Below are 20,713 nucleotides of genomic sequence, written 5' to 3' on the forward strand. Positions count from 1 at the left end.
TTTAATAGAAACTGTCGACTACTTACGAGGACGACGAGCTTCTGGGATACGAGCTGCTTTACCGTGCAATGCACGAATGTAGTAAAGTTTAGCACGACGAACACGGCCGTAACGAATAACTTCTACTTGGGCAACACGTGGTGAATGAACAGGGAAAGTCCGTTCAACACCAACACCGTTAGAAATCTTACGAACAGTATACATTGCTTGGATACCAGTACCGCGACGCTTGATCACGACACCTTCAAACAATTGGATACGTTCACGAGTTCCTTCAACAACCTTGGCATGAACACGGATAGTGTCACCAGGGCGGAAGTTAGGAATATCAGTCCGTAATTGATCTTGGTTGATCTTTTCGATTAATTGGTTTTGTCGCATGTTGTTTCTCTCCTTCAATCAACATTCATACTCAATCTCGACAGCGGAATATTGTTAATGTGGCTAAACAGCCATCTACTAGAATATCATATCTACTACGGTGAGTAAAGCTTTATTCAAAACGATTATGATTTTTCTGCTTCTAAATCGATCTTAATATCACGAAGTTTGCGTTTCTGATCACCCGTTAACTCTAATTGTTCCAGAAGATCTGGGCGCCGAAGCAAGGTCCGTTTAAGCGACTGGATTTCTCGCCACTCATCAATTTTTTGGTGATTGCCACTGATCAACACGTCCGGTACTTTCATACCGCGAAAGTCAGCAGGGCGCGTATATTGCGGATACTCTAGCAAACCCGTGGAGAACGAATCGCCTGGAGCGGATTCTTCATTGCCTAAGACACCAGGCAATAGCCGTGAAATGGCATCGATCATAACCATCGCCGGCAACTCACCGCCAGTTAACACGTAATCACCCATGGACACTTCGTCGGTCACCAAAGTTCTGATGCGTTCATCGTACCCTTCGTAGTGTCCGCAAATAAACGTGAGGTGATCCTCGCGTGCAAAGTTTTCAGCCACTTTCTGGGTAAACGGTACACCAGCCGGATCCATTAAAATAACCCGGCCTTTTTCGTGTCCTAATTCCTGCGCCTTTTTTTGGGTAGCAGCCATGGCATCAAAAATCGGCTGTGCTTGCAGCAACATGCCAGCACCGCCACCGAATGGGTAGTCATCTACATTACCGTGTTTGTTGGTGGAATATTGGCGAAAATCGGTGACGGCTACTTCAAGCTCATCACGGTCTAGTGCCTTCCCCACGATTGAATCGTGGAGTGGACCAAACATGTCGGGAAATAAACTGAGGACATCGATTCGCATTACTCTAACCCCTCCATTAATTCCACGGTAACTTGTCCAGCTGCTATATCAATCTTTTTAACGACTTGATCGATAACTGGTAATAACAAATCATCCTTCTCAGGCCGAGAGACTACCCAGACATCGTTAGCACCTGGTGCCAGAATTTCTTTGATGGTACCCAGTTTCTCACCGTTTTCATTAACAACCTTCAACCCAATGATTTGGTGATAGTAGTATTGACCATCGTCCAAATCGTTATCGCTAAGGTTCTCATCAGCAACCTTCAAAACCATGCCCTTATACTTCAAAACATCATTAATATTGTCATAACCGGCTAAGGTAATTAAAATGAAGCCTTTATGCTGACGGGCACTGTTAATGGTAATTGTGCCAACTGGCTTAGCATCCTGCTCGTTTTTGAATAAAGCTAACTGACTGCCCTTCTTAAAGCGCTGTTCAGGAAAATCAGTGGTAGCAACAACTCTTAATTCACCACGAATACCGTGGGTGTTAACGATGGTTCCAACTTTATAGTACATTACGCACCTGCCTTTCACTTGGTTATTTATCTAAAGTATCAAAAAAGCTCCCGAGAACGAGTCTCATTTGGGAGCTTTAGACTCGTCATTGATGACAAGCCGTACACGCTTGGGATCATTGATCCGTACGCTATATACGATTGTGCGAATTGCAGAAGCAACGTGCCCCCGCTTGCCAATTACACGACCCACATCGTCACCGGCAACCGTTAAGTGATACTCGTAAAACCGATCAGTTTCAACGCGTTCGATCTCAATAGCTTCAGGATGTTCAACTAGGGGCGTTACAATCGTGGTAATTAATTTTTTAAAGTCAGTCATGACTGATCACTACTTTTTTGAAAACTTAGCTTCGTGATACTTCTTCATGATACCTGCTTGGGAAAGTAATGTCCGAACAGTATCTGAAGGTTGGGCACCGTTGTTTAACCAGTTCATGATACTCTCTTCTTCAAGTTCAACTTGAGCTGGTTCAACAAGTGGGTTATAAGTCCCAACTTTTTCGATGAAACGACCATCACGAGGACTCCGTGAGTCCGCAACAACGATACGGTAGAATGGGCGCTTCTTAGAACCCATCCGCTTTAAACGAATCTTTACTGACATGCATGACACCTCCTGTTAATTCTTTCAACGATAAATAATATACCAGTTATCTAGTAGGTTGTAAAGGTTTTTTTCTTTACACCTGAAAACAAAGTGGCTGTAAGCGCGAATAACGATTTTAAAACTGATCAATGGAACGCCATTCACTTAAATGATCGTAGCAAAAATTCTCGGCTACCTGGGGCTAGATCAGCTTGATGAGCATGAATAAACGACATCACACTGGCATAATCATTAGTATCCGCAAATTGAACCTCAGTTTGAAGGCCTTGCAGTGCCAGTGCAAACTGTAAATCATTAACCGTCATAAATTGTCTTGCCAACGGATTTTGGTCATTCATATTCTGCCAGTCATTTTTTAAAATACTCTGTGCCCGTTTAAAAGGCATGTTCTGCTGAATGACGGCACGTAATTGCTGGGCTGTCAGCATAAAGCTACTTCCTTTCACGAATCACGGTAACAATGCCCACTGGCCGGGTTACTGAAAGATCCGCCTTAGTGGTGGTTAATCCCCAAATCAAATGAGTTAGCCCGTGAGTGATCACCTTATCTTCGCCATGGCCGTCAGTTAAAATCAATACCAACGCGTTAGCATCATTGACGCCCCGTTTAACGAGCCAGTCAAAAATCGGCTGATAGGCAGTACCGCCGCCAGCAACCCGTTTGAAGGTAACCTGATTACTGTGCGAAATCGTCTGTAAATGATGATCGTGTACTACGGCATCAAAGGGAATTACCGTTATTTTATCACGATATCGTTTTAAAAGCTGGACAATTTGAGCGAGAATATTTTGGACTTCCGTATCCGTCATAGAACCGGACTGGTCAACGAATAAGTAGAGCTGACGAGTAGCCGTTCGTGATATTCCAGGAAGTTCAAGACGGTAAGGCTGACGCCGGTTAAATCGATTATAAGCGGGTTTCTGGCGCTTCTGAGGTCCCTTTAAGCCCAACATGATCAATTGGTGCCAGTCCAGCATCAATTTAGCAGGCCGCCGATTTAACTGGTGCTGAAGCCGACTGGGTAGCAAGCCTCGCTGTTTAACTGGCGTCTGGTGCCAGGAATCAGCAACTAACTGATCCAACTGCATAGTTGCCTCTTGATCCAGTTGCTGCCAGCCGATATGCGTTTCCGGTGATTGGCCGATCATTTGCTTAACTTGCTTGCCCTTGGCGCCGGTTTTATCCTGACGCAGTGCTCGTTTTAGCTGGGAGAGGTATTCAGCCGAACCCAGGCCAGCCGTTAAATGCAGCCCTAATTCAAAATTAACGTGCTGACGTGTGATAGCACCCGGATACAACGGCTTAAGACTATCATTAACGGCTATGTCCGTGGCCATTTGAACTAGGGGGTCAGTACCCTCACCTAGATATCGGACGGGATGCTGCCAAGCCAAATGGCCCATAACGTGCTGTACCAAACCCAACAGATCGTCATCAGAACGGACCGATTCGTTCAATTGCTGCGGATTAATCAATAAGCCTGGCCGCTTAGCCGTTGTCAGTGCCATCGCTGAAGATAGGTCGGTATCGACTTGCTTGTCTAACCGCAACAACAGTTCACCATAGAAACGTTGACTATTGAGTAATCGACTGGTGACTTGCTGAAACAATGCTTGAGTTTGCTGCTGTAATTGACCAGGATCTGTTTGATCAGCCAAGTCACTCAACTGAGTTAGAAACATGTCTTAACCCTTCTCTCAGTTTATGTCGTTTTTTAAACCAATAGCCGTCAACTGATCGTATAACTGCTTCACCAGCGGATAATTCTGTGCTGCTTCGTACAGCTGTTCTAATAAATCAGGAATTTCCGCTAGTTTTAGCGCCACCGCAAACTGTGCATCAACTGGCATTAGGTTTAGCAGCGCAGTGAAATGACTAGCATAGCGTTCTTCCGTAAGTGGGTAATGGTCGGCTTGCTGAATCAGACTGTTCATAATGGATTGCTGCTGGTCGATCCCAGCACCGCTAAAAATTTGGACAACTGCTGGATCTAGTGTATCACCAGCGTAGATTTCCTGAGCACTCAGGCCGGCTTGTTGCCGTCGAATAAAGCGTTCGAAACTCTCACCAACGGTTACGCCTAAATCACCTTTTAGGATGTCTAAACGAACCCGCTGTTGTTGATCAGCCGACAGTTCATTCAGGACCTGCAAATTACGTGAAACACGTTGCCAAGCCCGTGGCGTCGGGTATAAATCATCGTCATGCTCGGTAGGTGCCAATTGCTGTGGATTTTCTTCGATAAAACGACAAACACTTTTTATAATATGTCCTTCAGATTCGGCCCACTGGAGCCAGTCAGATGCATCCGCGCGCATGACAAGCCGAACAGTTCGATCATTAATAGCAGCATCACCCACCGTGACGCCATAATCACTGGTTTTAAAACCCATCATGGTGGCATCAGGATTCTCGGCTAGCACCATATGGACCTGGTCCGGTAATCGTAAACTGTTAATCTGGCGCTGTAATACCAAGTTCATTAGCTCACTTTGAACTGCTTGGGTGCCTCGATTAAACTCATCCAAAAACCAAATGATCGGCTGTTTTGGATGAGTCTCAGCCCACTGAATAATTTCGATTAAGGTGTGCGTATAACCAAACTTAACGTCAGCCAATTCACCATATTTCGACGTTTTAACGAAGGCACTGTCCGTCATTGGCGGGACGGGGATCGCCAAATCCCCCTTTTCGGAGAGACTAACAACCGTAGTAAACAACTTAGCGCTCATGTTTTCTGCAACCGTTTGAACCAATGCTGACTTACCTATTCCAGCTTCCCCAACAATCGCTGGAACGTTACCAGCTTTGATCACGACGGGAATTGCTGTCACTAATTCTTGATAGGATAACATCCATCCGCCTTCTTCCTCTTTTCAAAAAAGAGTCCAGGGTTTTCACCCCCGACTCAATCATTCGTTACTTGCGACGTCGTTTTAAACTGTTACGCCGTTTTTTATTTTTCTTGATGCGCCGTGACATTGATTTCATTGCCATCTCACCCATCTTGCCACCAAGGGCGTTGCCCATGCCGGCATTGTTCATCATGCCTTGCATCCCAGAGAAGTTCCCCTTTGAAACTTGATTCATCATCTTTTTCATTTGATTAAACTGCTTAATCATGCGGTTCACTTCTTGGACGGGACGACCAGAACCAGCGGCAATCCGGCGACGACGTGATGGATTAAGAACATCGGGTTCAGTTCGCTCCTGTTCCGTCATAGAGTAAATCACAGCCTTAATGTGATCCATATCCTTTGGATCCATTTGAGCGTTAGCCAATGCAGGGTTATTAGCCATACCAGGGATCATCTTCATCAGTTGATCCATTGGTCCCATCTTTTGAATCTGTTCCATTTGATCTAAGAAATCGTTAAAATCAAATGAATTTTCTCGCATCTTCTCAGTTAATTCCTGAGCTTGTTTTTCATCGTATTCCTTTTGGGTTTTTTCAATCAGGGAAAGCATATCCCCCATACCCAGGATTCGTGAAGCCATTCGATCAGGGTGGAAGACGTCCAAATCAGACATCTTTTCCCCTTCACCAACGAACTTGATCGGTTTACCGGTAACCGCACGAATTGACAGTGCAGCACCGCCACGGGTGTCACCGTCTAACTTCGTTAAAATCACACCGGTGACATCTAGCTTATCGTTGAAACCTTGTGCGGTAGCAACGGCATTTTGCCCCGTCATCGCATCAACGACCAGCATGATTTCATTAGGATGGGCAAGTTCTTTGATCCGAGCCAGCTCATCCATCAACTGTTCATCGATCTGTAAACGACCAGCAGTATCAATAAAGACGTAATCGTTATGGTCAGCTTCAGCTTTAGCGAGTCCTTGACGAACGATCTCCACTGGGTCGGTATCCGTTCCCATTTCGAAAACGGGCACATCGATTTGTTTCCCAACAGTGACTAATTGATCAATCGCAGCTGGTCGATAAACATCGGCCGCAATCATCAATGGGCGCGCGTTCTCGTTCGTTTTAAGTTGGTTGGCTAATTTACCAGCAGTAGTGGTCTTACCAGCACCTTGAAGCCCAACCATCATAATAATAGTCGGAATCTTCGGTGCTTTGTTTAGGGGCACTTCCGTTTCGCCCATGGTTTTAGTTAACTCTTCGTCAACAATCTTGACGATTTGCTGAGCGGGATTTAACCCTTCCAACACTTTAGCACCGACTGCTCGTTCGCGGACGGTTTTAACGAAATCCTTAACCACGTCGAAGTTAACATCGGCTTCTAATAATGCCAGTCGAATCTCACGCATGGTATCGCGTAAATCGGCCTCAGAAATTTTTCCTTTACCACGAAGTTTCTTCATGGCGTTTTGTAAACGCTCGGTTAGTCCTTCAAATGCCATTTATTATGCACCTAACTTTCATTCTTCTTCAGCCGATTCTAATTGGTGAACCAGCTGGTTAAGTTGTTGATCTTTTGGATATTTATTTGCAACATAGTTCTGAATTTCATCCGCCAGTTGGTTTCGTCTGGTGAATTCCTCCAGCAAATGCAACTTTTTTTCATAGGTTTCAAGAATCTTTTCAGTCCGACGAATATTGTCATAGACTGCCTGGCGACTGACATCGTACTCTTCAGAAATTTCGCCTAGTGAATAGTCGTCACCGTAATAGAGTTGCATGTAGTCGTTTTGCTTCTTGGTCAAGAGTGGCTGATAAAAGGCAAACAGCGAATTAATTCGGTTATTTTTAGCTATCTCCACGTTGTTTCCTCCCATCCACAATACTGACTGAGTTTAACCTAGCCAATCTATTATACCAAATCCTAACCATAGCGATAGGGTTTCCTAAAAAAATTCAAAAAGTCGTTAAGTCCCGAACAGACTAACGACTTAATGTCATTATTTAACGTCGACCAACCCTTTAAACAAACCATAAACGAATTCGCTTGGTTCGAATGGCCGCAAGTCATCCACTTGTTCACCCAAGCCAACATACTTAACGGGCAAGTGCAATTCGTTTCTGATTGCCAGCACGATACCACCACGAGCAGTACCGTCCAGCTTGGTCAGCACAATTCCTGAAACATCCGTGGCTTCCTTGAACATTTTCGCTTGGTTTAAGGCGTTTTGACCCGTTGTTGCATCCAGCACTAGGAGCACTTCGTGAGGTGCATCTGGAATCTCACGTGTAATGATCCGCTTCATCTTGGCCAATTCATTCATTAAATTAGTCTTGTTTTGCAGACGCCCCGCCGTATCAACGAATAAAATATCGTAATTTTCTGATTTGGCTTTTTTCAATGCATCATATACCACTGCAGAGGGGTCACTTTGTTCCGGCTTTTTAACGATATCTACACCATCACGCTGAGCCCAAACGTTTAGCTGCTCAATGGCTCCGGCACGGAACGTATCAGCTGCTGCTAACAGCACCTTTTTGCCCTGCTGTTTAAACAAGTTAGCCATTTTACCAATGGTGGTTGTTTTTCCGACCCCGTTGACACCGACAAACAGAATCACGGTTGGTCCTTCTTTAGCAAAAGTGAGACCATTATTTTCCTCAGTACCGGCCTGATCGTACAATTCAATCAGTTTTTCAACAACCACATTTTGAACGTCCTTGGATTTCTTGACGTTTTTAAGTTTTACTTCTTCACGAAGTTCATCACTGATCTTCATGGCCATATCAAAGCCAACATCAGCGCCAATCAGCGTTTCTTCCAATTCATCAAAGAAGCTCTCATCAACCGACCGGAAGTTAGCCAGCAAGTGATTCAATCGTTGACCAAAAGTTAACCGTGATTTTTCCAGTCCCTTGTCGTATCGTTCGGCTTCAGTTGGTTCCGTTTGATCACTTGTTTCAGGAACAACAATTGGTTCTTCCTGATCAGATGCAGGCTGCGGATTGTTATCTGTGACTTCGATAGGTTCTGCCTGAGGTTGTGTATCTACTTCAGGTTCTTCTGACGGTTCTTCTGGTGATGTCAGTTGAGTATCTTGTTCAGATTCAGGCTCCTTTGGTTTTGCAGCTTCTAAAGCGGCCGGTTCTGCATGCTCTGAAATGGGCGTGGCAGGTGTATCGACTTTTTTTGAAGACGTCAAATTTTCTGATGCCGTTTCTGTTTCGGTTTCAGACTCGTCAGCCTTAATCACCGTTTCAGTTGCTTGTGAATCAGTTTCATTTGATTCTGTATCCTGCTCAGTCGGTTGCTGCGTTTTAGTTTCAGGCTGTTTTTCCGTTGCCGTTTCGGACTCATCCTGCTTAGCGCGCCGTTTGAAAAAATCAAATAGTCCCATGAAATCACATCCTTAATTTATTATCTTGTAATAGGTACTTTATTTAAATCCACAGAAACCAGTTTTGAAACCCCTGATTCCTGCATGGTAATACCATAAAGACGATCTGCTTGTACCATGGTCTCTTTACGGTGAGTAATGATAATGAATTGAGTGTCATCATCAAAGTGGTTTAAGTAACTGGCAAAACGACCTGTATTGGCTGGATCCAACGCCGCTTCCGCTTCATCCAAGACGCAAAATGGTGCCGGCTGGACTCGCAAGACCGCAAATAATAAGGTAATCGCGGTTAATGCTCGCTCACCACCAGATAACAACCGCATACTCTGAAGACGTTTTCCAGGCGGTTCAGCCATAATCTCAATCCCAGTTGTCAATAAATGATCTGGATCAGTCAACACTAACTTGGCTTGACCACCACCAAACATTTTAACAAAGGTCTCTTGAAACTTCTGATTCAGCGCATTGAACGTGGTATCAAAACGTTCAATCACTTGCTGATCCATTTCATTCATTGTTTCCAATAAGTTATTCTTTGAAGCGCTAAGATCTTGCTTTTGCTGGGTTAAAAAGTCGTAGCGTGATTTCACACGATCATATTCATCAATGCTTGAAACGTTGACCTCACCCAAGTCATCCAGTCCGCGCTTCAGTAATTTTAATTTTTCGCAAATCTGGTCAGCTGATAAATTCACTTGCTTCTGTTTCGCCAAAGTCAGACTAATATGGTACGTCTCCGCAAGTGACGTTTCACACTGATCAAGTTGCGACCTTAACTTTGAACAGGCCACATCTAATTTCTGAACCGCCAGTTGCTCGCTATTCAAAGTTTCGGTAGCCAGTTGATTAGAACGTTCTAGATCCGCTTGCTGATCATTGGCAGTGCCTAAATCTAGGTTTAACTGTTTTAGAGCAGCCTTTAGTTGCTGCTCTTTGTTTGTGAGTTGTTTCAGTGTCGCTTCATGATCTTGAGTTGATTCGCCAATTTCTGAATGCTCTGCATTTAAAACATCGAGCTTTTTTTGCAGGAGATTGCTTTCATCTTCGAGAGCTTGAACCCGTTGCTGCTGTGCTGTAATTTCCTTGTCCAGCTGTTTAACTTGGACCGACTTGGTAGTGACCACAGCCCGCTGATCCTGATACTGAGCACTGATTTTTTGAACTGACTCGCTCCGTTTTTCCTTCTGCTCTTTGAGGACAGCCATCTGGGTTTTTAATGACGCCAGTTTTTGCTCAGCAATAGTCGTTTCCTGTTGATTACGCTTTAACTGTGTTGCAAAATCTTCGCTATCTTGACTAAGTCCCCACTGGGCTTGGTGAACTGCAATTTGTTTCTTAACCGACGTCACGCGATCGGACAACAGCTTAACCTGATTTTCAGACCGTTGACGGCTGATATCCAGCTCATTGAGCCGATTTTGATAATCACTTTGGTTATCTTTATTCTGAGCTGTTTTTAATCGTTGTAACTCAGCTTGCTTGGTAGCCAGCTGCTCAGACATTTGGTCAACACTGGCTTGCAGTTTCGTCAGTTCTTGTTTTTGACTCAAAATGCCATGACGTTCATGCTTATCCTTACCACCAGACATTGCCCCGCTAGTTGAAATCACTTCACCTGCCAGTGTAATGATCCGGTAGCGGTGATGAATCAAATTGGCTAGTGTAACGGCGTGGTTTAAATCATCCGCAAAAATTAAATTGCCTAGTAGATGTGTCAAAACTGGCTTTAAGCGAGCATCGCTCACACGAACTAAATCGGCTGCTACCCCCAAGAATCCAGCAGCTTGATGGCAACTTGATAAGGTATCATCAGCTACATGGTTTGGTCTAATCTTATCCAACGGCAGAAAGGTGCTGCGTCCCAGTTGGTTGTTAGTTAAATATCGAATGGCCGCTTTACCGGCAGCTTCATCTGTCACGACCACGTGTTGCTGCTGTGCGCCGATAGCTGCTTCAACGGCCTTCGTGTACTTACCTGGCACATCCAAAATTTCTGCTACAGGACCGATGATTCCTGTAAGCTGGTTCTTGGCTTTTAAGACGGCTTTGGTGCCTTGATAAAAGCCGGTATAATTTTGGGCTAACTCCTGAAGACTCTTCAATCGTGCGTTCGCTTGCTGACTGACTTCAAGTGCTGACAACCACTGATTATTTAACTGTTCGATTTGTTCTTGGCGCTTCTTGTGTTCATTAGTCAGTGTTTGACATTGCTTTTGCAGCGTATCATATTGAGCCTGTTGTAAGTCTAACTGCTGATTTGCCGATTTTAACTTGGCAGATTGTTCAGTAAGTTCAGATTGCAGTTCCCGTAATCGTTGATCCGCTTGCTGATTCTCAGAAGTTGCCCGTTGCTGGTTTTTTTCTAAATACTGTTTTTGATTATGCAACGTCGTGATGGTCTGCAGTTGATCAATATAGTCGTTTTGAAGCTGATCGCCTTCATCAGCTAACTTAGTTTCATCCAAATCATCTAACTGCGATTTCAACTGGTTAGCACGGCTACGATCCTGTTTTAAGGTGGCTTTTAGCCCTTTCAACTGGGATTGAGTAGTCGCTAGAGTTTCCTGGGCTGTTTTTAAATTAGCCTGCGTCTTTTTGATTCGTTCAGTCAACTCACCCAAAGTCTGCTGCTGATGTTTCTGCCGTTCTGAATCGAGGGCTTGAGCACCAGCCATTTGCTGTTTACGAGAGGTTACATCCAGTAATTGCTGATTGGTGTCATCCTTTTTACTGGTTAACGAACTCGTCGTCTTACGGGCAGTGTCTAATTGACTGGCATTTTTAGCGAGCTGACGCTTCGTATCAGATACCCGCAATTGCTTTTCTTTCAGTTGTGCCTGCTGGATTTTTAACTTGGCTTGCAATGATTCAATTTCAAGCACCAACCGCGTTTGATCAAGCTTATCAAACTGCTTTTTCTGAGCAACGTATTCCTTAGCTAAACTGCTTTGCTGTGCCAACGGTTCGATTTGACCACCAAGTTCCGCCATTAAGTCGTTGACCCGGTCAAGATAGCCAGCAGTTTGGTCAAGTTCACGCTTGGCCTTTTCTTTTCCAAGCCGATACTTCGAGACGCCAATGAGTTCCTCAACGATAAAACGGCGATCCTCAGGTTTACTATTGAAAATTGACTCAACTCGACCCTGCGAGATCATGGAAAAGGCATTATCACCAATCCCTGAATCCATAAACAGATTTAAGATATCTTTTAACCGGCAATCTTGACCGTTTAACTGGTAGCTGCTTTCACCGTTTCGAAAAAGCTTTCTAGTCACGTTAATTTCAGTATATTCTGTCTTTAAATAGTGATCGGAGTTGTCCAAAATCATGGTTACCCGAGCACGGTTCAAAGGTTTACGCTTAGAAGATCCATTAAAAATAACGTCTGGCATCCGGCTTCCCCGTAAGTTCTTGGCAGATTGCTCCCCTAGAACCCATCGGATAGCTTCACTAATGTTGCTCTTGCCACTCCCGTTGGGGCCAACGATGCCAGTGACGCCATCTTCAAATTCGATTTTGGTATCGTCCGCAAACGACTTGAAACCACTAATTTCTAGCGATTTTAGTTTCATAATTGCTCCCCACTTACTTTCAAATTAGGCTTGGTCTGGTTCAAGCTTAAGTAAAGCTTGCTTGGCTGCTCCCTGTTCGGCATTCTTCTTAGAATGACCAACCCCAACACCGAGTTCTTTACCATCAATTTTAACGGCTACTTTGAAGGCGCGATCATTATCCGGCCCATTTTCGTCTAGTAACTCATAATCAATTGAAACGGGACCATTTTTTTGTGCAACTTCCTGTAATTCCGTTTTGTGGTCAAAAAATTCATCAAAGCGACCCTCATCAAGTTTTGGAAAAATGACCTGAGCAGCAAAGGCTCGTACCGGTTCCACTCCTTGATCAAGGTATAAAGCGCCAATAAAGGATTCAAAAATATCACAAAGTAACGAATCCCGTTCCCGAGCGTGCGCCTTCTCCTCACCCTTGCCTAACCGGATGTATTGGTCAAAGTGACATTCCCGAGCAAAACTGGCAAAACTTTCCTCATTTACCATGGCAGCCCGCAACCGAGTTAAACGACCCTGGGGCATCTTAGTGTAGCGTTTATAGATATAGTCTGAAACAACCAACTGCATTACCGCATCGCCTAAAAATTCAATCCGTTCATAGAATTTTAAGTTTTCATTAGGATGTTCATTGACATAAGACGCTTGTGTAAACGCCTCATCCAACAAACTTTTGTCCTGAATGACAATGTTAAAATCTCGCTTAAGTAAATCATCTAGCCCTTTAATCAAATTCAGAAACACTCCTTTTCGTCTGTAAAAATACAAGGAAAAAGGCTGTGACAAAACAAATCGTTTCACCGCAACCTTTCCGTTTATTAATTGACACTACTATTTTTTGTCACCGTTAGCTGCAATATACTCAACAGCTTCGCCCACAGTGTTTAACTTTTCGGCTGCATCGTCCGAAATCTCCGCACCAAAGGTATCTTCAAGTTCCAAAATAAATTCCACAAAATCAATGGAATCGGCATCAAGGTCGGTTTTAAAATTTAAGTCCATCGTGATCTTGTCACGTTTAACTTCAAACCGGTCCGCAATGATGTCGGCAATTTTATTAAAAATCTCATCTTTTGACATAATCTACCTCACCCTATTTAGTTCAACAATCAGTTTAGCACAAACTACTCATAAACGGTAGATTTACCTGCTTACTTCTGCATTTCAGCCTTTGCTTCGGCCATTTCTTCACTATGATCATTAAAGTAAGTGACGACGTTTTCAACTGAATGATTTTCCAGCATTGTCTTGATTTGACCAATGGTATTGGCAATGGTTTCAGCTTTGGCAGAGCCATGTGTTTTAATCACTGGTGCCTTAACACCAAGTAAAACTGCACCACCATACTTGGAATAATCCATTTGAGTCTGAATATCTTTGAACGTTGATTTGAGCATTGCTGCACCAAGTTTACTGGTAATCCCGCCGTTCATAATACTGTGTTTGATTAGCTTGAGCATTGAAAGTGCCGTGCCTTCAGTATTTTTAAGCACTGCGTTACCCGTGAAACCATCAGTAACAACTACATCAGCAGCACCATTCAATAATTCCCGAGATTCAACGTTGCCAATAAAGTTTAAGTCTTTAGCATTAGCCAAAAATTCATGGACAGCTTTATGAACCATGTCCCCTTTATCGGCCTCGGTCCCATTATTCAGTAAACCGATGCGGGGGTTCTCAACACCCATCACAGTTTGTGCGTAATATTTACCTAAGATCGCGTATTGATACAAATTAAACGGCTTTGAATCCGCGTTTGCGCCCACATCCAACATCAAAAATTGATTTTGCTCTGGATTATTGAGAACGGGCAGCGTGGTTGTCAAACCGGGACGGTCAATGCCCTTGATTCGACCAATGATCAGCAGGCCAGCCGCCAGCAAAGCGCCTGAATTGCCGGCTGAGAAGAACGCGTCATCTTTACCATCACGCACTGCTTGAGCAGCTAAAACAATGCTGGATTGCTTTTTGCGGCGCAAAGCGCGGACTGGTTCATCCTCCATGGTGATGACTTCATCAGCTTGAACTAACGTAATGTGATCTTCATTAGTTAAAAACGGTTTGACTTTATCAGTCTGTCCGTACAAATCAAATTCAATTTCTGGGTAGCGGTCACGCGCGATTTCAATTCCCGCGACAACTTCTTTGGGGGCGTAGTCTCCGCCCATTGCATCAACAGCGATTCTCAATTTGTTCATCCTCTCTTAATCAAACATATAAGCGTGTTCTTCAGCTTGTTTTAGATAACTGACCAGTGCCTGGTTTTCTGGCAAAGTTTGCCATCCAGGGGTGCTAGTCAGTTTTTTGGCTTCATCCTGCGCAACACTCAACATGGTGAGGTCGGCGATGGGGTCGCCAACTTTAAAATCGGGTAACCCTGATTGCTTCTTTCCCAGCACGTCACCAGAGCCACGTAGCTCTAAATCCTTTTGCGAGACGACGAACCCATCATTAGTTTCAGTCATGACTCGCATCCGGTCAACCCCGTTTTTATTTTTAGGGTCAGCCACTAAGATGCAGTACGACTGCTGATCAGAACGTCCGACCCGTCCTCGTAGTTGGTGCAGCTGGGCAAGACCAAAGTGGTCGGCATCGTAAATCAACATCACGGTAGCATTTTTCACATCCACCCCAACTTCAATCACGGTGGTGGCCACTAAAACTTGGTACTGGTTATTCTTAAACGCCTGCATAATGTCATCTTTTTCATCGTTTTTCATGCGGCCATGCAATAATCCCACCTGATAATTGTGTGGTGAAAAATAAGCGGAGAAACGTTCGTAAATGGCTTCAGCATTTTTCATGTCCACGGCTTCAGATTCTTCAATTAAAGGTGTCACAACGTAAGCTTGATGCCCAGCTGCTAATTCCCGCAATACAAACTGAACGGCCGAATCAATCTGCGCATTCTTGATCCAGCGAGTTGTCACCGGTTTACGACCGGCCGGCAGTTCGTCGATGACAGAAATATCCATCTCACCATAACTCGTAATGGCCAGCGTCCGAGGAATCGGCGTTGCGGTCATAGCCAGCACGTCAGGATTATCACCTTTCTGACGTAAGGCCTGCCGCTGTGCTACCCCAAAGCGATGCTGTTCATCGATGACCACCAGTCCCAAGCGATGATAGTCGACCCCTTCTTGAATTAAAGCATGGGTCCCAATAATCAGATTAATTTCACCAGATGCTAGTCGTGGCAAAATCTCTTTTCGGACAGCCGGTTTAGTCGAACCAGTGAGTAACACAATATTCACTGGTAGTCCCTCAAATAGTGCCTGTAAGTTATTAGCATGCTGTTCTGCAAGAATTTCTGTAGGTGCCATCAGTGCGGCCTGATAACCACCGGTAATGGCAGCGTACATACAAATCGCAGCTACCACCGTTTTACCACTTCCCACGTCACCTTGGAGCAGCCGATTCATATGGATCGGCCGTTTCATATCAGCGCAAATTTCATTTACCACTCGCTTTTGCGCATCAGTTAACTCGTATGGCAGCGTGTGAATAAAACGCTGTAACCGCTGCTTATCATAGTCTACATCAATACCTGCCTGACTTTCATCATGTCGTTTAAGCATTTGCAGTTGCATTTGAAAACGAAAGAATTCTTCAAATTTAGCCGATCGACGAGCTGCTTTAGCCGCTGCTAAATCCTTAGGAAAATGCATGTCATGAATCATTTGCGCCCGGTCCAACAACCGATAGTGTGTTTTGATGTTATTGGGAACTAAATCAACAATTTCCGTATGGTATTGCTCCCAAGCAGCCACTACTAACTGTTGAATGGTCTTTTGCCGAATACCAGAGTTTGAAGGGTATACGGAAGCCATAGGGTCATTTTTGCCACTGCTCAGGATTTTCATTCCGTTGAGTTGTTTGCGATTCGCATCAAAACGACCGTACACCATGATTGGTGATTCAACTTCAATGTTGTTTTTTAGCCACGGCTGATTAAAAAAAGTGACCGGTACCACGTCTTGACCAATCAGTAATCTGAAATTCAGCCGACTTTTTTTACGACCAAACCGACTTAGCGTGGGAGGCGCAGCCACAATACCCTTTAGTGTAACTTGCTCCTGGTCGCCAATCTCATTAAGTGCCTTTACCCTGAGGTCTTCGTAACGAAACGGATAGTAGGTCAGTAATGACTCGATTGTCGTAATACCAAGATCTGCCAAGGCGTCAGCCCGTTTTGGCCCAACACCTGGCAATACTGTCACGGAATCTGATAATCCCACGTGACTCCCTCCCAACCTAGCGACTGATAAACAAAGTGCCGGTTCACTTGAGCCGCCACTTTTAAAGAATTAAAGATTTTGGCTTTTGTCACCAATACAAGTCAATCAAATCCGTTATTCAATAACGTCATACATTATAATCGAAACCAGCAAAAAAAAGCAATGGCACTACTCAAGATTTGAGAACTGTCATTACTTTCTAATTGAATAAAGCTCTGCATTTCACTGTTAATTCAGTTCGAAGGCAGCGTCAGCAGTTTGCCAATCTTTCACCCACTTGGAGAAATCATCGCTGTCCAAATCACCATCTAGCATCCATTCAATTTCGTATAATTTATTTGGATCGCCGTTGAGCTTGTATCCCTTGCCATTGAGCGTTTTGATTGCCTCGCTGACACCCATTACTGTACTTTCGTAAATCTCACCGGTTGCGGGTTCGGTGACCACATATTTAGTACCATTAACTGTTACAATTTGTTTGTCCATCGTTGATTCCTTCTTTTTAAAATTACTCTATAGTCTATTATACGCATATGTGATCTCGTTTTGGTAAATAAAGGTTTCCTAACCATTCAAAAAGAGGAGAAAGCCGATAATGGGCTTCTCCTCTTTATTTAAGCAATCTTTTTATTCGACACTAATCACAAATGGGTAGACTGGTTGGTCTCCTTCATGAACTTCAACTTCTAGTTCATCATCAAGCTCTTCAACCGCTGCTTCAACGTGTTCTGCAGTTTCTTGGTTCGTGTCTGCACCATAAATGATGGTCACAATTTCACTATCGTCATCGATCATTTTGTTGACCATCTGAATTGCAGCTTCTTCCACATTTTCAGTGACAATTGCAATTTTGCCATCGATTAAGCCCATAAAATTGCCTTTTTTAATGTCAAAACCGTCAATCTGAGTGTCACGAATAGCATGAGTCACTTCACCACTCTTAACAGTAACCAGATTGTCCTCCATAGCAGCTTGATTTTCTTCAAGTGTATGGTCAGGTTCAAAGCCCAGTAAAGCGGTCATTCCTTGTGAAATGGTCTTACTGTGGACAATGACTGCGGGAATATCTACGACCTTCACTGCTTGCTCGGCAGCTAAGAAGATATTACCGTTGTTTGGCACGATAATCGCCTTTTTGGCATGACTGTCGTTGATTGCATCAACGATGTCTTGCGTACTTGGATTCATGGTTTGGCCACCAGAAATAACGGTGGTTGCCCCAAGGCTTTCAAATAAAGTCTGCATACCCTGACCAGCAGCAATGGTAATGATTGCTGTTTCAGGGGCTTCAGCGGGTACTTCCGCAGTCGCAACTGGTGCGGCTTTTGCTGCAGTCTCATCATCTTTTTCAATAATGGTTTCTTGTTGCAAACGCATGTTATCAACTTTAACCTTGGCTAAATCACCAAATTCTTGACCCCACGCAATCACTTTGCCTGGATGTTCCGTATGGACGTGGACCTTCACAATTTCATCATCGTTGACCACCAGCAATGAATCGCCTAGCTTTGCTAAGTAATCATAGAAAGTATCATAATCAAACTTTTGATCCACTTGCTTGCCCTTACCGATTCGTACCATGATCTCCGTGCAATAGCCATAGACAATGTCATCAGGGTTCAATTTACCCTGCACACTGCGATGGTGTTCTGCATCGACCATTTCATCCATCTCGGTTGGATTCGGTTGGTGAGCACCCTTTTGAACGGTTTCACGACCATTTAAGACATCATCAAATGCCTGAAACACAAATGTTAAGCCTTGACCACCGGAATCCACGACACCCACCTGTTTTAAAACAGGTAACAAATCTGGCGTCGTCTGCAAAGCAGCATCAGCGGCTTCATAAGTAGCATCCATAACCGCAACGATATCATCTTCGCGAGCAGCCGTCTTACGAGCCGCTTTAGCTGCTTCCCGAACAACGGTGAGGACCGTGCCTTCAGTGGGCTTCATAACGGCTTTATAAGCAGTCTGAGCACCAGCTGCGATGGCATCGGCTAAGTCAGTAGCTGTCAAGGTTTCTTTATCAGCCACATCCTTTGAAAAGCCACGGAAAATTTGCGATAAAATGACACCAGAGTTCCCACGGGCGCCCATCAGTAAGCCCTTAGCCAAAGCTTCAGCCAATTCACCAACTTTAGTGCTACTTGATTCATTAACGTACTTTAAGCCGCTATCCAACGACAAACTCATGTTGGTCCCAGTATCCCCATCGGGTACCGGGAACACATTTAATGAATTAATGAATTCAGCATTTTGATCAAGGAATGCTGACGCTGCCTCAATCATTTTGATGAATTCATGATTCGTTATTTCTTTCGTTTGCAACAACTTTATCCTCCGCTTCTTACTCACTCAATACTTGGACGCCTTGAACTGTGATGTTAACAGCATTGGCAGTGATTCCAAGCATTGTTTCCAAATTATATTTTACTTTTGATTGAACGGTTCGGGACACTTCTGAAATCTTCGTCCCGTAGCTGACAATAATATTCACGTCAACCGCCACACCGTTATCTTCTTGACGGACGACAACGCCTTTGGCATAATTATTCCGGTTCAAAATAACATTTACGTTATCACGAATCTGATTCTTACTTGCCATACCTACAACACCGTATGAATCGGTGGCAGCACCACCAACGACTGTAGCAATGACATCATTATCAATATCGATTAAGCCATGTTTTGTTTTAATTTTAACGGCCATCTAGAGCAGCCTCCTTGCGTACTAGTCTTCACGATAATTTATATTACCACAAATTGGGCATTACCGTTATGATAATTAATCATCTTGAGTGCTGTCAAGTAAAATTACTTGAAAGAAAACTATTGCATTCCCATTGGGGTTATGATAAATTATTTTAGTGAGCTAAAAAGCAACGTTTTTTAGATAAGTCTAAAAGGAGGTAGTTACCAATGGCAAAAGATTTCATTAACGGCAAGCGCACCCGTTTCGGTAACAAGCGCTCTCACGCCTTGAATTCATCAAAGCGTTCATGGAAGCCAAACTTGCAAAAGGTTCGGATTTTAGTAGATGGCAAGCCTAAGAAGGTTTGGATTTCTGCACGGACTTTGAAGTCAGGTAAAGTGACTCGAGTTTAGTTAAAAAAGTTTGGCACCATTGCCAAGCTTTTTTTGTGAAGTTTTTAAAATTTTTCTTTCAACCAAAAGAACCACTGCCAACGATTAATTTCGCTGGCAGTGGTTTTTTTGTTTTGTTAATCAATTATCATCGGAATCAGGAATTAGTTCCCCATTCGGTTATTATCCCTTAGTGATGACTGTTTCATAGTGACGAATCAGTTGATTGACCTGATGTTCAAACTTAATCATAAAAGCTTGGCGATTGTCCGAAAGCCTATCGTCAGCTAAATGCGCTGTATCAGCCATTAGAAATTGATCTAAGTAGACGCAGCAATCAGTCACGTACTGGGTTAAAGTTGTGTCATAGGTTCCACCGGAAACCCGGTAGCTGTTCACCATACGCGTGCCATACGACGATAAATGACGCTGCAGTGCCGCAACTTGGCTAATCGTGAGCGGATCGCGCAACTGCGCCCCCTGTCCCTGAATATATTGCCAAAGTTGCTTGAGTGTCTTTTTAGCAGCAGATTTACTACCACCGTTGTGGGTTTTAGCTCCACCGAAGTTATAGTGTGTTTGAAATGCCACGTTAGTTACTCACTTTCGTTTTTAATTAGTCTTTAAAAAGGTAAACACATCCCCGCTTTAATCCAAAACTAGGCGCCAAACTATAAGCAACATAATGCCCTTCAGGTAAAATGTCGGGACGGTTTAACGTGATTGAAGTCATTTTGCCATCCACCATAGCAGCTTGCGGAACATCCGTTTTACCGTCAAAATCTAATAACTGGATTTCTTTGCCGTTAATTTCGGTTTTGGTTGCTGGATCAACTTTGTAATCATCAAATTCTGCCATTGGCACGATCTGGATGTCCTGTTCACCATCAGCACCACCATTTGAGACTTCGACACGTTTGCCATCGACCATGAAGACGGCCATCTGTGCCTTTGTATTGGTTACGTAATGATCGTTAAACACTTTCATGCTATTCACTCCTTGAGTAATTTCTCGTTAATCTGGTTCCTGTTATTATCAATAACCATTCTATCATAATAGTGAAACCGGATTCAAAGTACCATGCTGACACTATACTGCTATTGAGGAAATCAAAAAAGTTCTCGCCACTGTGAGTGATGGCGGGAACTTAGAAAAAAAGACTAC

Annotated in this window: 22 protein-coding genes; 1 reads left to right on the top strand and 21 read right to left on the bottom strand. The window is 43.8% G+C overall.

Annotated features, from left to right (window positions below; all coding sequences use genetic code 11):
* Nucleotides 1-18: 18 nt before the first annotated feature.
* The 19 genes from rplS to AC6H04_RS11375 all read right to left on the bottom strand — a co-directional run bounded on the left by rplS (nucleotide 19) and on the right by AC6H04_RS11375 (nucleotide 19,174).
* Nucleotides 19-381 (bottom strand): 50S ribosomal protein L19, encoded by a 363-nt coding sequence (gene rplS, locus AC6H04_RS11285; protein WP_497571770.1) that lies wholly within the window; start codon nucleotides 379-381, stop codon nucleotides 19-21.
* A gap of 125 nt (nucleotides 382-506) precedes the next feature.
* On the bottom strand, nucleotides 507-1,262 hold the full coding sequence (trmD, locus tag AC6H04_RS11290; RefSeq protein WP_497571771.1) for a tRNA (guanosine(37)-N1)-methyltransferase TrmD: 756 nt from the start codon (nucleotides 1,260-1,262) through the stop codon (nucleotides 507-509).
* Nucleotides 1,262-1,783, bottom strand: a complete 522-nt coding sequence (gene rimM, locus AC6H04_RS11295; RefSeq protein WP_497571772.1) for a ribosome maturation factor RimM — start codon at nucleotides 1,781-1,783, stop codon at nucleotides 1,262-1,264. The genes trmD and rimM overlap by 1 nt, the downstream gene beginning before the upstream one ends.
* 63 nt (nucleotides 1,784-1,846) lie before the next feature.
* Complete coding sequence (locus tag AC6H04_RS11300; protein ID WP_089109470.1) at nucleotides 1,847-2,104, bottom strand: KH domain-containing protein; 258 nt, start codon at nucleotides 2,102-2,104, stop codon at nucleotides 1,847-1,849.
* A 9-nt stretch (nucleotides 2,105-2,113) separates the two neighbouring features.
* Nucleotides 2,114-2,389, bottom strand: coding sequence for a 30S ribosomal protein S16 (rpsP, locus tag AC6H04_RS11305; RefSeq protein ID WP_054656367.1), 276 nt, complete (start codon nucleotides 2,387-2,389; stop codon nucleotides 2,114-2,116).
* A gap of 143 nt (nucleotides 2,390-2,532) precedes the next feature.
* Nucleotides 2,533-2,820 (bottom strand): hypothetical protein, encoded by a 288-nt coding sequence (locus AC6H04_RS11310; protein ID WP_497571773.1) that lies wholly within the window; start codon nucleotides 2,818-2,820, stop codon nucleotides 2,533-2,535.
* A gap of 4 nt (nucleotides 2,821-2,824) precedes the next feature.
* Nucleotides 2,825-4,075, bottom strand: coding sequence for a vWA domain-containing protein (locus AC6H04_RS11315; RefSeq protein WP_497571774.1), 1,251 nt, complete (start codon nucleotides 4,073-4,075; stop codon nucleotides 2,825-2,827).
* 15 nt (nucleotides 4,076-4,090) lie between these two features.
* Complete coding sequence (locus AC6H04_RS11320) at nucleotides 4,091-5,248, bottom strand: ATP-binding protein (RefSeq protein WP_497571775.1); 1,158 nt, start codon at nucleotides 5,246-5,248, stop codon at nucleotides 4,091-4,093.
* A 64-nt stretch (nucleotides 5,249-5,312) separates the two neighbouring features.
* Entirely contained in the window at nucleotides 5,313-6,761 is a 1,449-nt protein-coding gene (ffh, locus tag AC6H04_RS11325; RefSeq protein WP_497571776.1) for a signal recognition particle protein, read from the bottom strand.
* Between the two features lie 18 nt (nucleotides 6,762-6,779).
* On the bottom strand, nucleotides 6,780-7,121 hold the full coding sequence (locus AC6H04_RS11330; protein WP_497571777.1) for a putative DNA-binding protein: 342 nt from the start codon (nucleotides 7,119-7,121) through the stop codon (nucleotides 6,780-6,782).
* A gap of 138 nt (nucleotides 7,122-7,259) precedes the next feature.
* Nucleotides 7,260-8,657, bottom strand: a complete 1,398-nt coding sequence (gene ftsY / locus AC6H04_RS11335) for a signal recognition particle-docking protein FtsY (protein ID WP_497571778.1) — start codon at nucleotides 8,655-8,657, stop codon at nucleotides 7,260-7,262.
* A 20-nt stretch (nucleotides 8,658-8,677) separates the two neighbouring features.
* Nucleotides 8,678-12,229, bottom strand: coding sequence for a chromosome segregation protein SMC (gene smc, locus AC6H04_RS11340; RefSeq protein WP_497571779.1), 3,552 nt, complete (start codon nucleotides 12,227-12,229; stop codon nucleotides 8,678-8,680).
* Nucleotides 12,230-12,253: 24 nt separating this feature from the next.
* Nucleotides 12,254-12,955: a ribonuclease III gene (gene rnc / locus AC6H04_RS11345; RefSeq protein WP_497571780.1), complete on the bottom strand. Its 702-nt coding sequence runs from the start codon at nucleotides 12,953-12,955 to the stop codon at nucleotides 12,254-12,256.
* Between the two features lie 99 nt (nucleotides 12,956-13,054).
* On the bottom strand, nucleotides 13,055-13,303 hold the full coding sequence (gene acpP / locus AC6H04_RS11350; RefSeq protein WP_497571781.1) for an acyl carrier protein: 249 nt from the start codon (nucleotides 13,301-13,303) through the stop codon (nucleotides 13,055-13,057).
* A 71-nt stretch (nucleotides 13,304-13,374) separates the two neighbouring features.
* The gene (gene plsX, locus AC6H04_RS11355; RefSeq protein WP_497571782.1) at nucleotides 13,375-14,412 is read right to left on the bottom strand and encodes a phosphate acyltransferase PlsX; all 1,038 of its coding nucleotides are present in this window, start codon (nucleotides 14,410-14,412) and stop codon (nucleotides 13,375-13,377) included.
* Nucleotides 14,413-14,427: 15 nt separating this feature from the next.
* Nucleotides 14,428-16,461, bottom strand: coding sequence for an ATP-dependent DNA helicase RecG (gene recG, locus AC6H04_RS11360; protein ID WP_497571783.1), 2,034 nt, complete (start codon nucleotides 16,459-16,461; stop codon nucleotides 14,428-14,430).
* Between the two features lie 228 nt (nucleotides 16,462-16,689).
* On the bottom strand, nucleotides 16,690-16,947 hold the full coding sequence (locus tag AC6H04_RS11365; protein ID WP_497571784.1) for a hypothetical protein: 258 nt from the start codon (nucleotides 16,945-16,947) through the stop codon (nucleotides 16,690-16,692).
* 141 nt (nucleotides 16,948-17,088) lie between these two features.
* Complete coding sequence (locus AC6H04_RS11370) at nucleotides 17,089-18,792, bottom strand: DAK2 domain-containing protein (RefSeq protein ID WP_497571785.1); 1,704 nt, start codon at nucleotides 18,790-18,792, stop codon at nucleotides 17,089-17,091.
* 19 nt (nucleotides 18,793-18,811) lie between these two features.
* Entirely contained in the window at nucleotides 18,812-19,174 is a 363-nt protein-coding gene (locus AC6H04_RS11375; protein ID WP_054656347.1) for an Asp23/Gls24 family envelope stress response protein, read from the bottom strand.
* Nucleotides 19,175-19,383: 209 nt separating this feature from the next.
* Here AC6H04_RS11375 and rpmB point away from each other — a divergent pair, with 209 nt between their 5' ends.
* Entirely contained in the window at nucleotides 19,384-19,569 is a 186-nt protein-coding gene (rpmB, locus tag AC6H04_RS11380; RefSeq protein ID WP_089087725.1) for a 50S ribosomal protein L28, read from the top strand.
* A 162-nt stretch (nucleotides 19,570-19,731) separates the two neighbouring features.
* On the opposite strand, the gene AC6H04_RS11385 is transcribed toward rpmB, so the two are convergent.
* Both AC6H04_RS11385 and AC6H04_RS11390 read right to left on the bottom strand, forming a co-directional pair.
* Nucleotides 19,732-20,139 carry a hypothetical protein gene (locus AC6H04_RS11385; RefSeq protein ID WP_497571786.1) on the bottom strand — a complete coding sequence of 136 codons (408 nt, stop codon included), beginning with the start codon at nucleotides 20,137-20,139 and terminating at the stop codon, nucleotides 19,732-19,734.
* Between the two features lie 25 nt (nucleotides 20,140-20,164).
* A complete protein-coding gene (locus AC6H04_RS11390) occupies nucleotides 20,165-20,536 on the bottom strand; it encodes a hypothetical protein (protein ID WP_497571787.1) in 372 nt (123 codons plus the stop codon).
* Between the last annotated feature and the right edge of the window lie 177 nt (nucleotides 20,537-20,713).

This window comes from Secundilactobacillus sp. MJ173 (genome assembly GCF_059704265.1).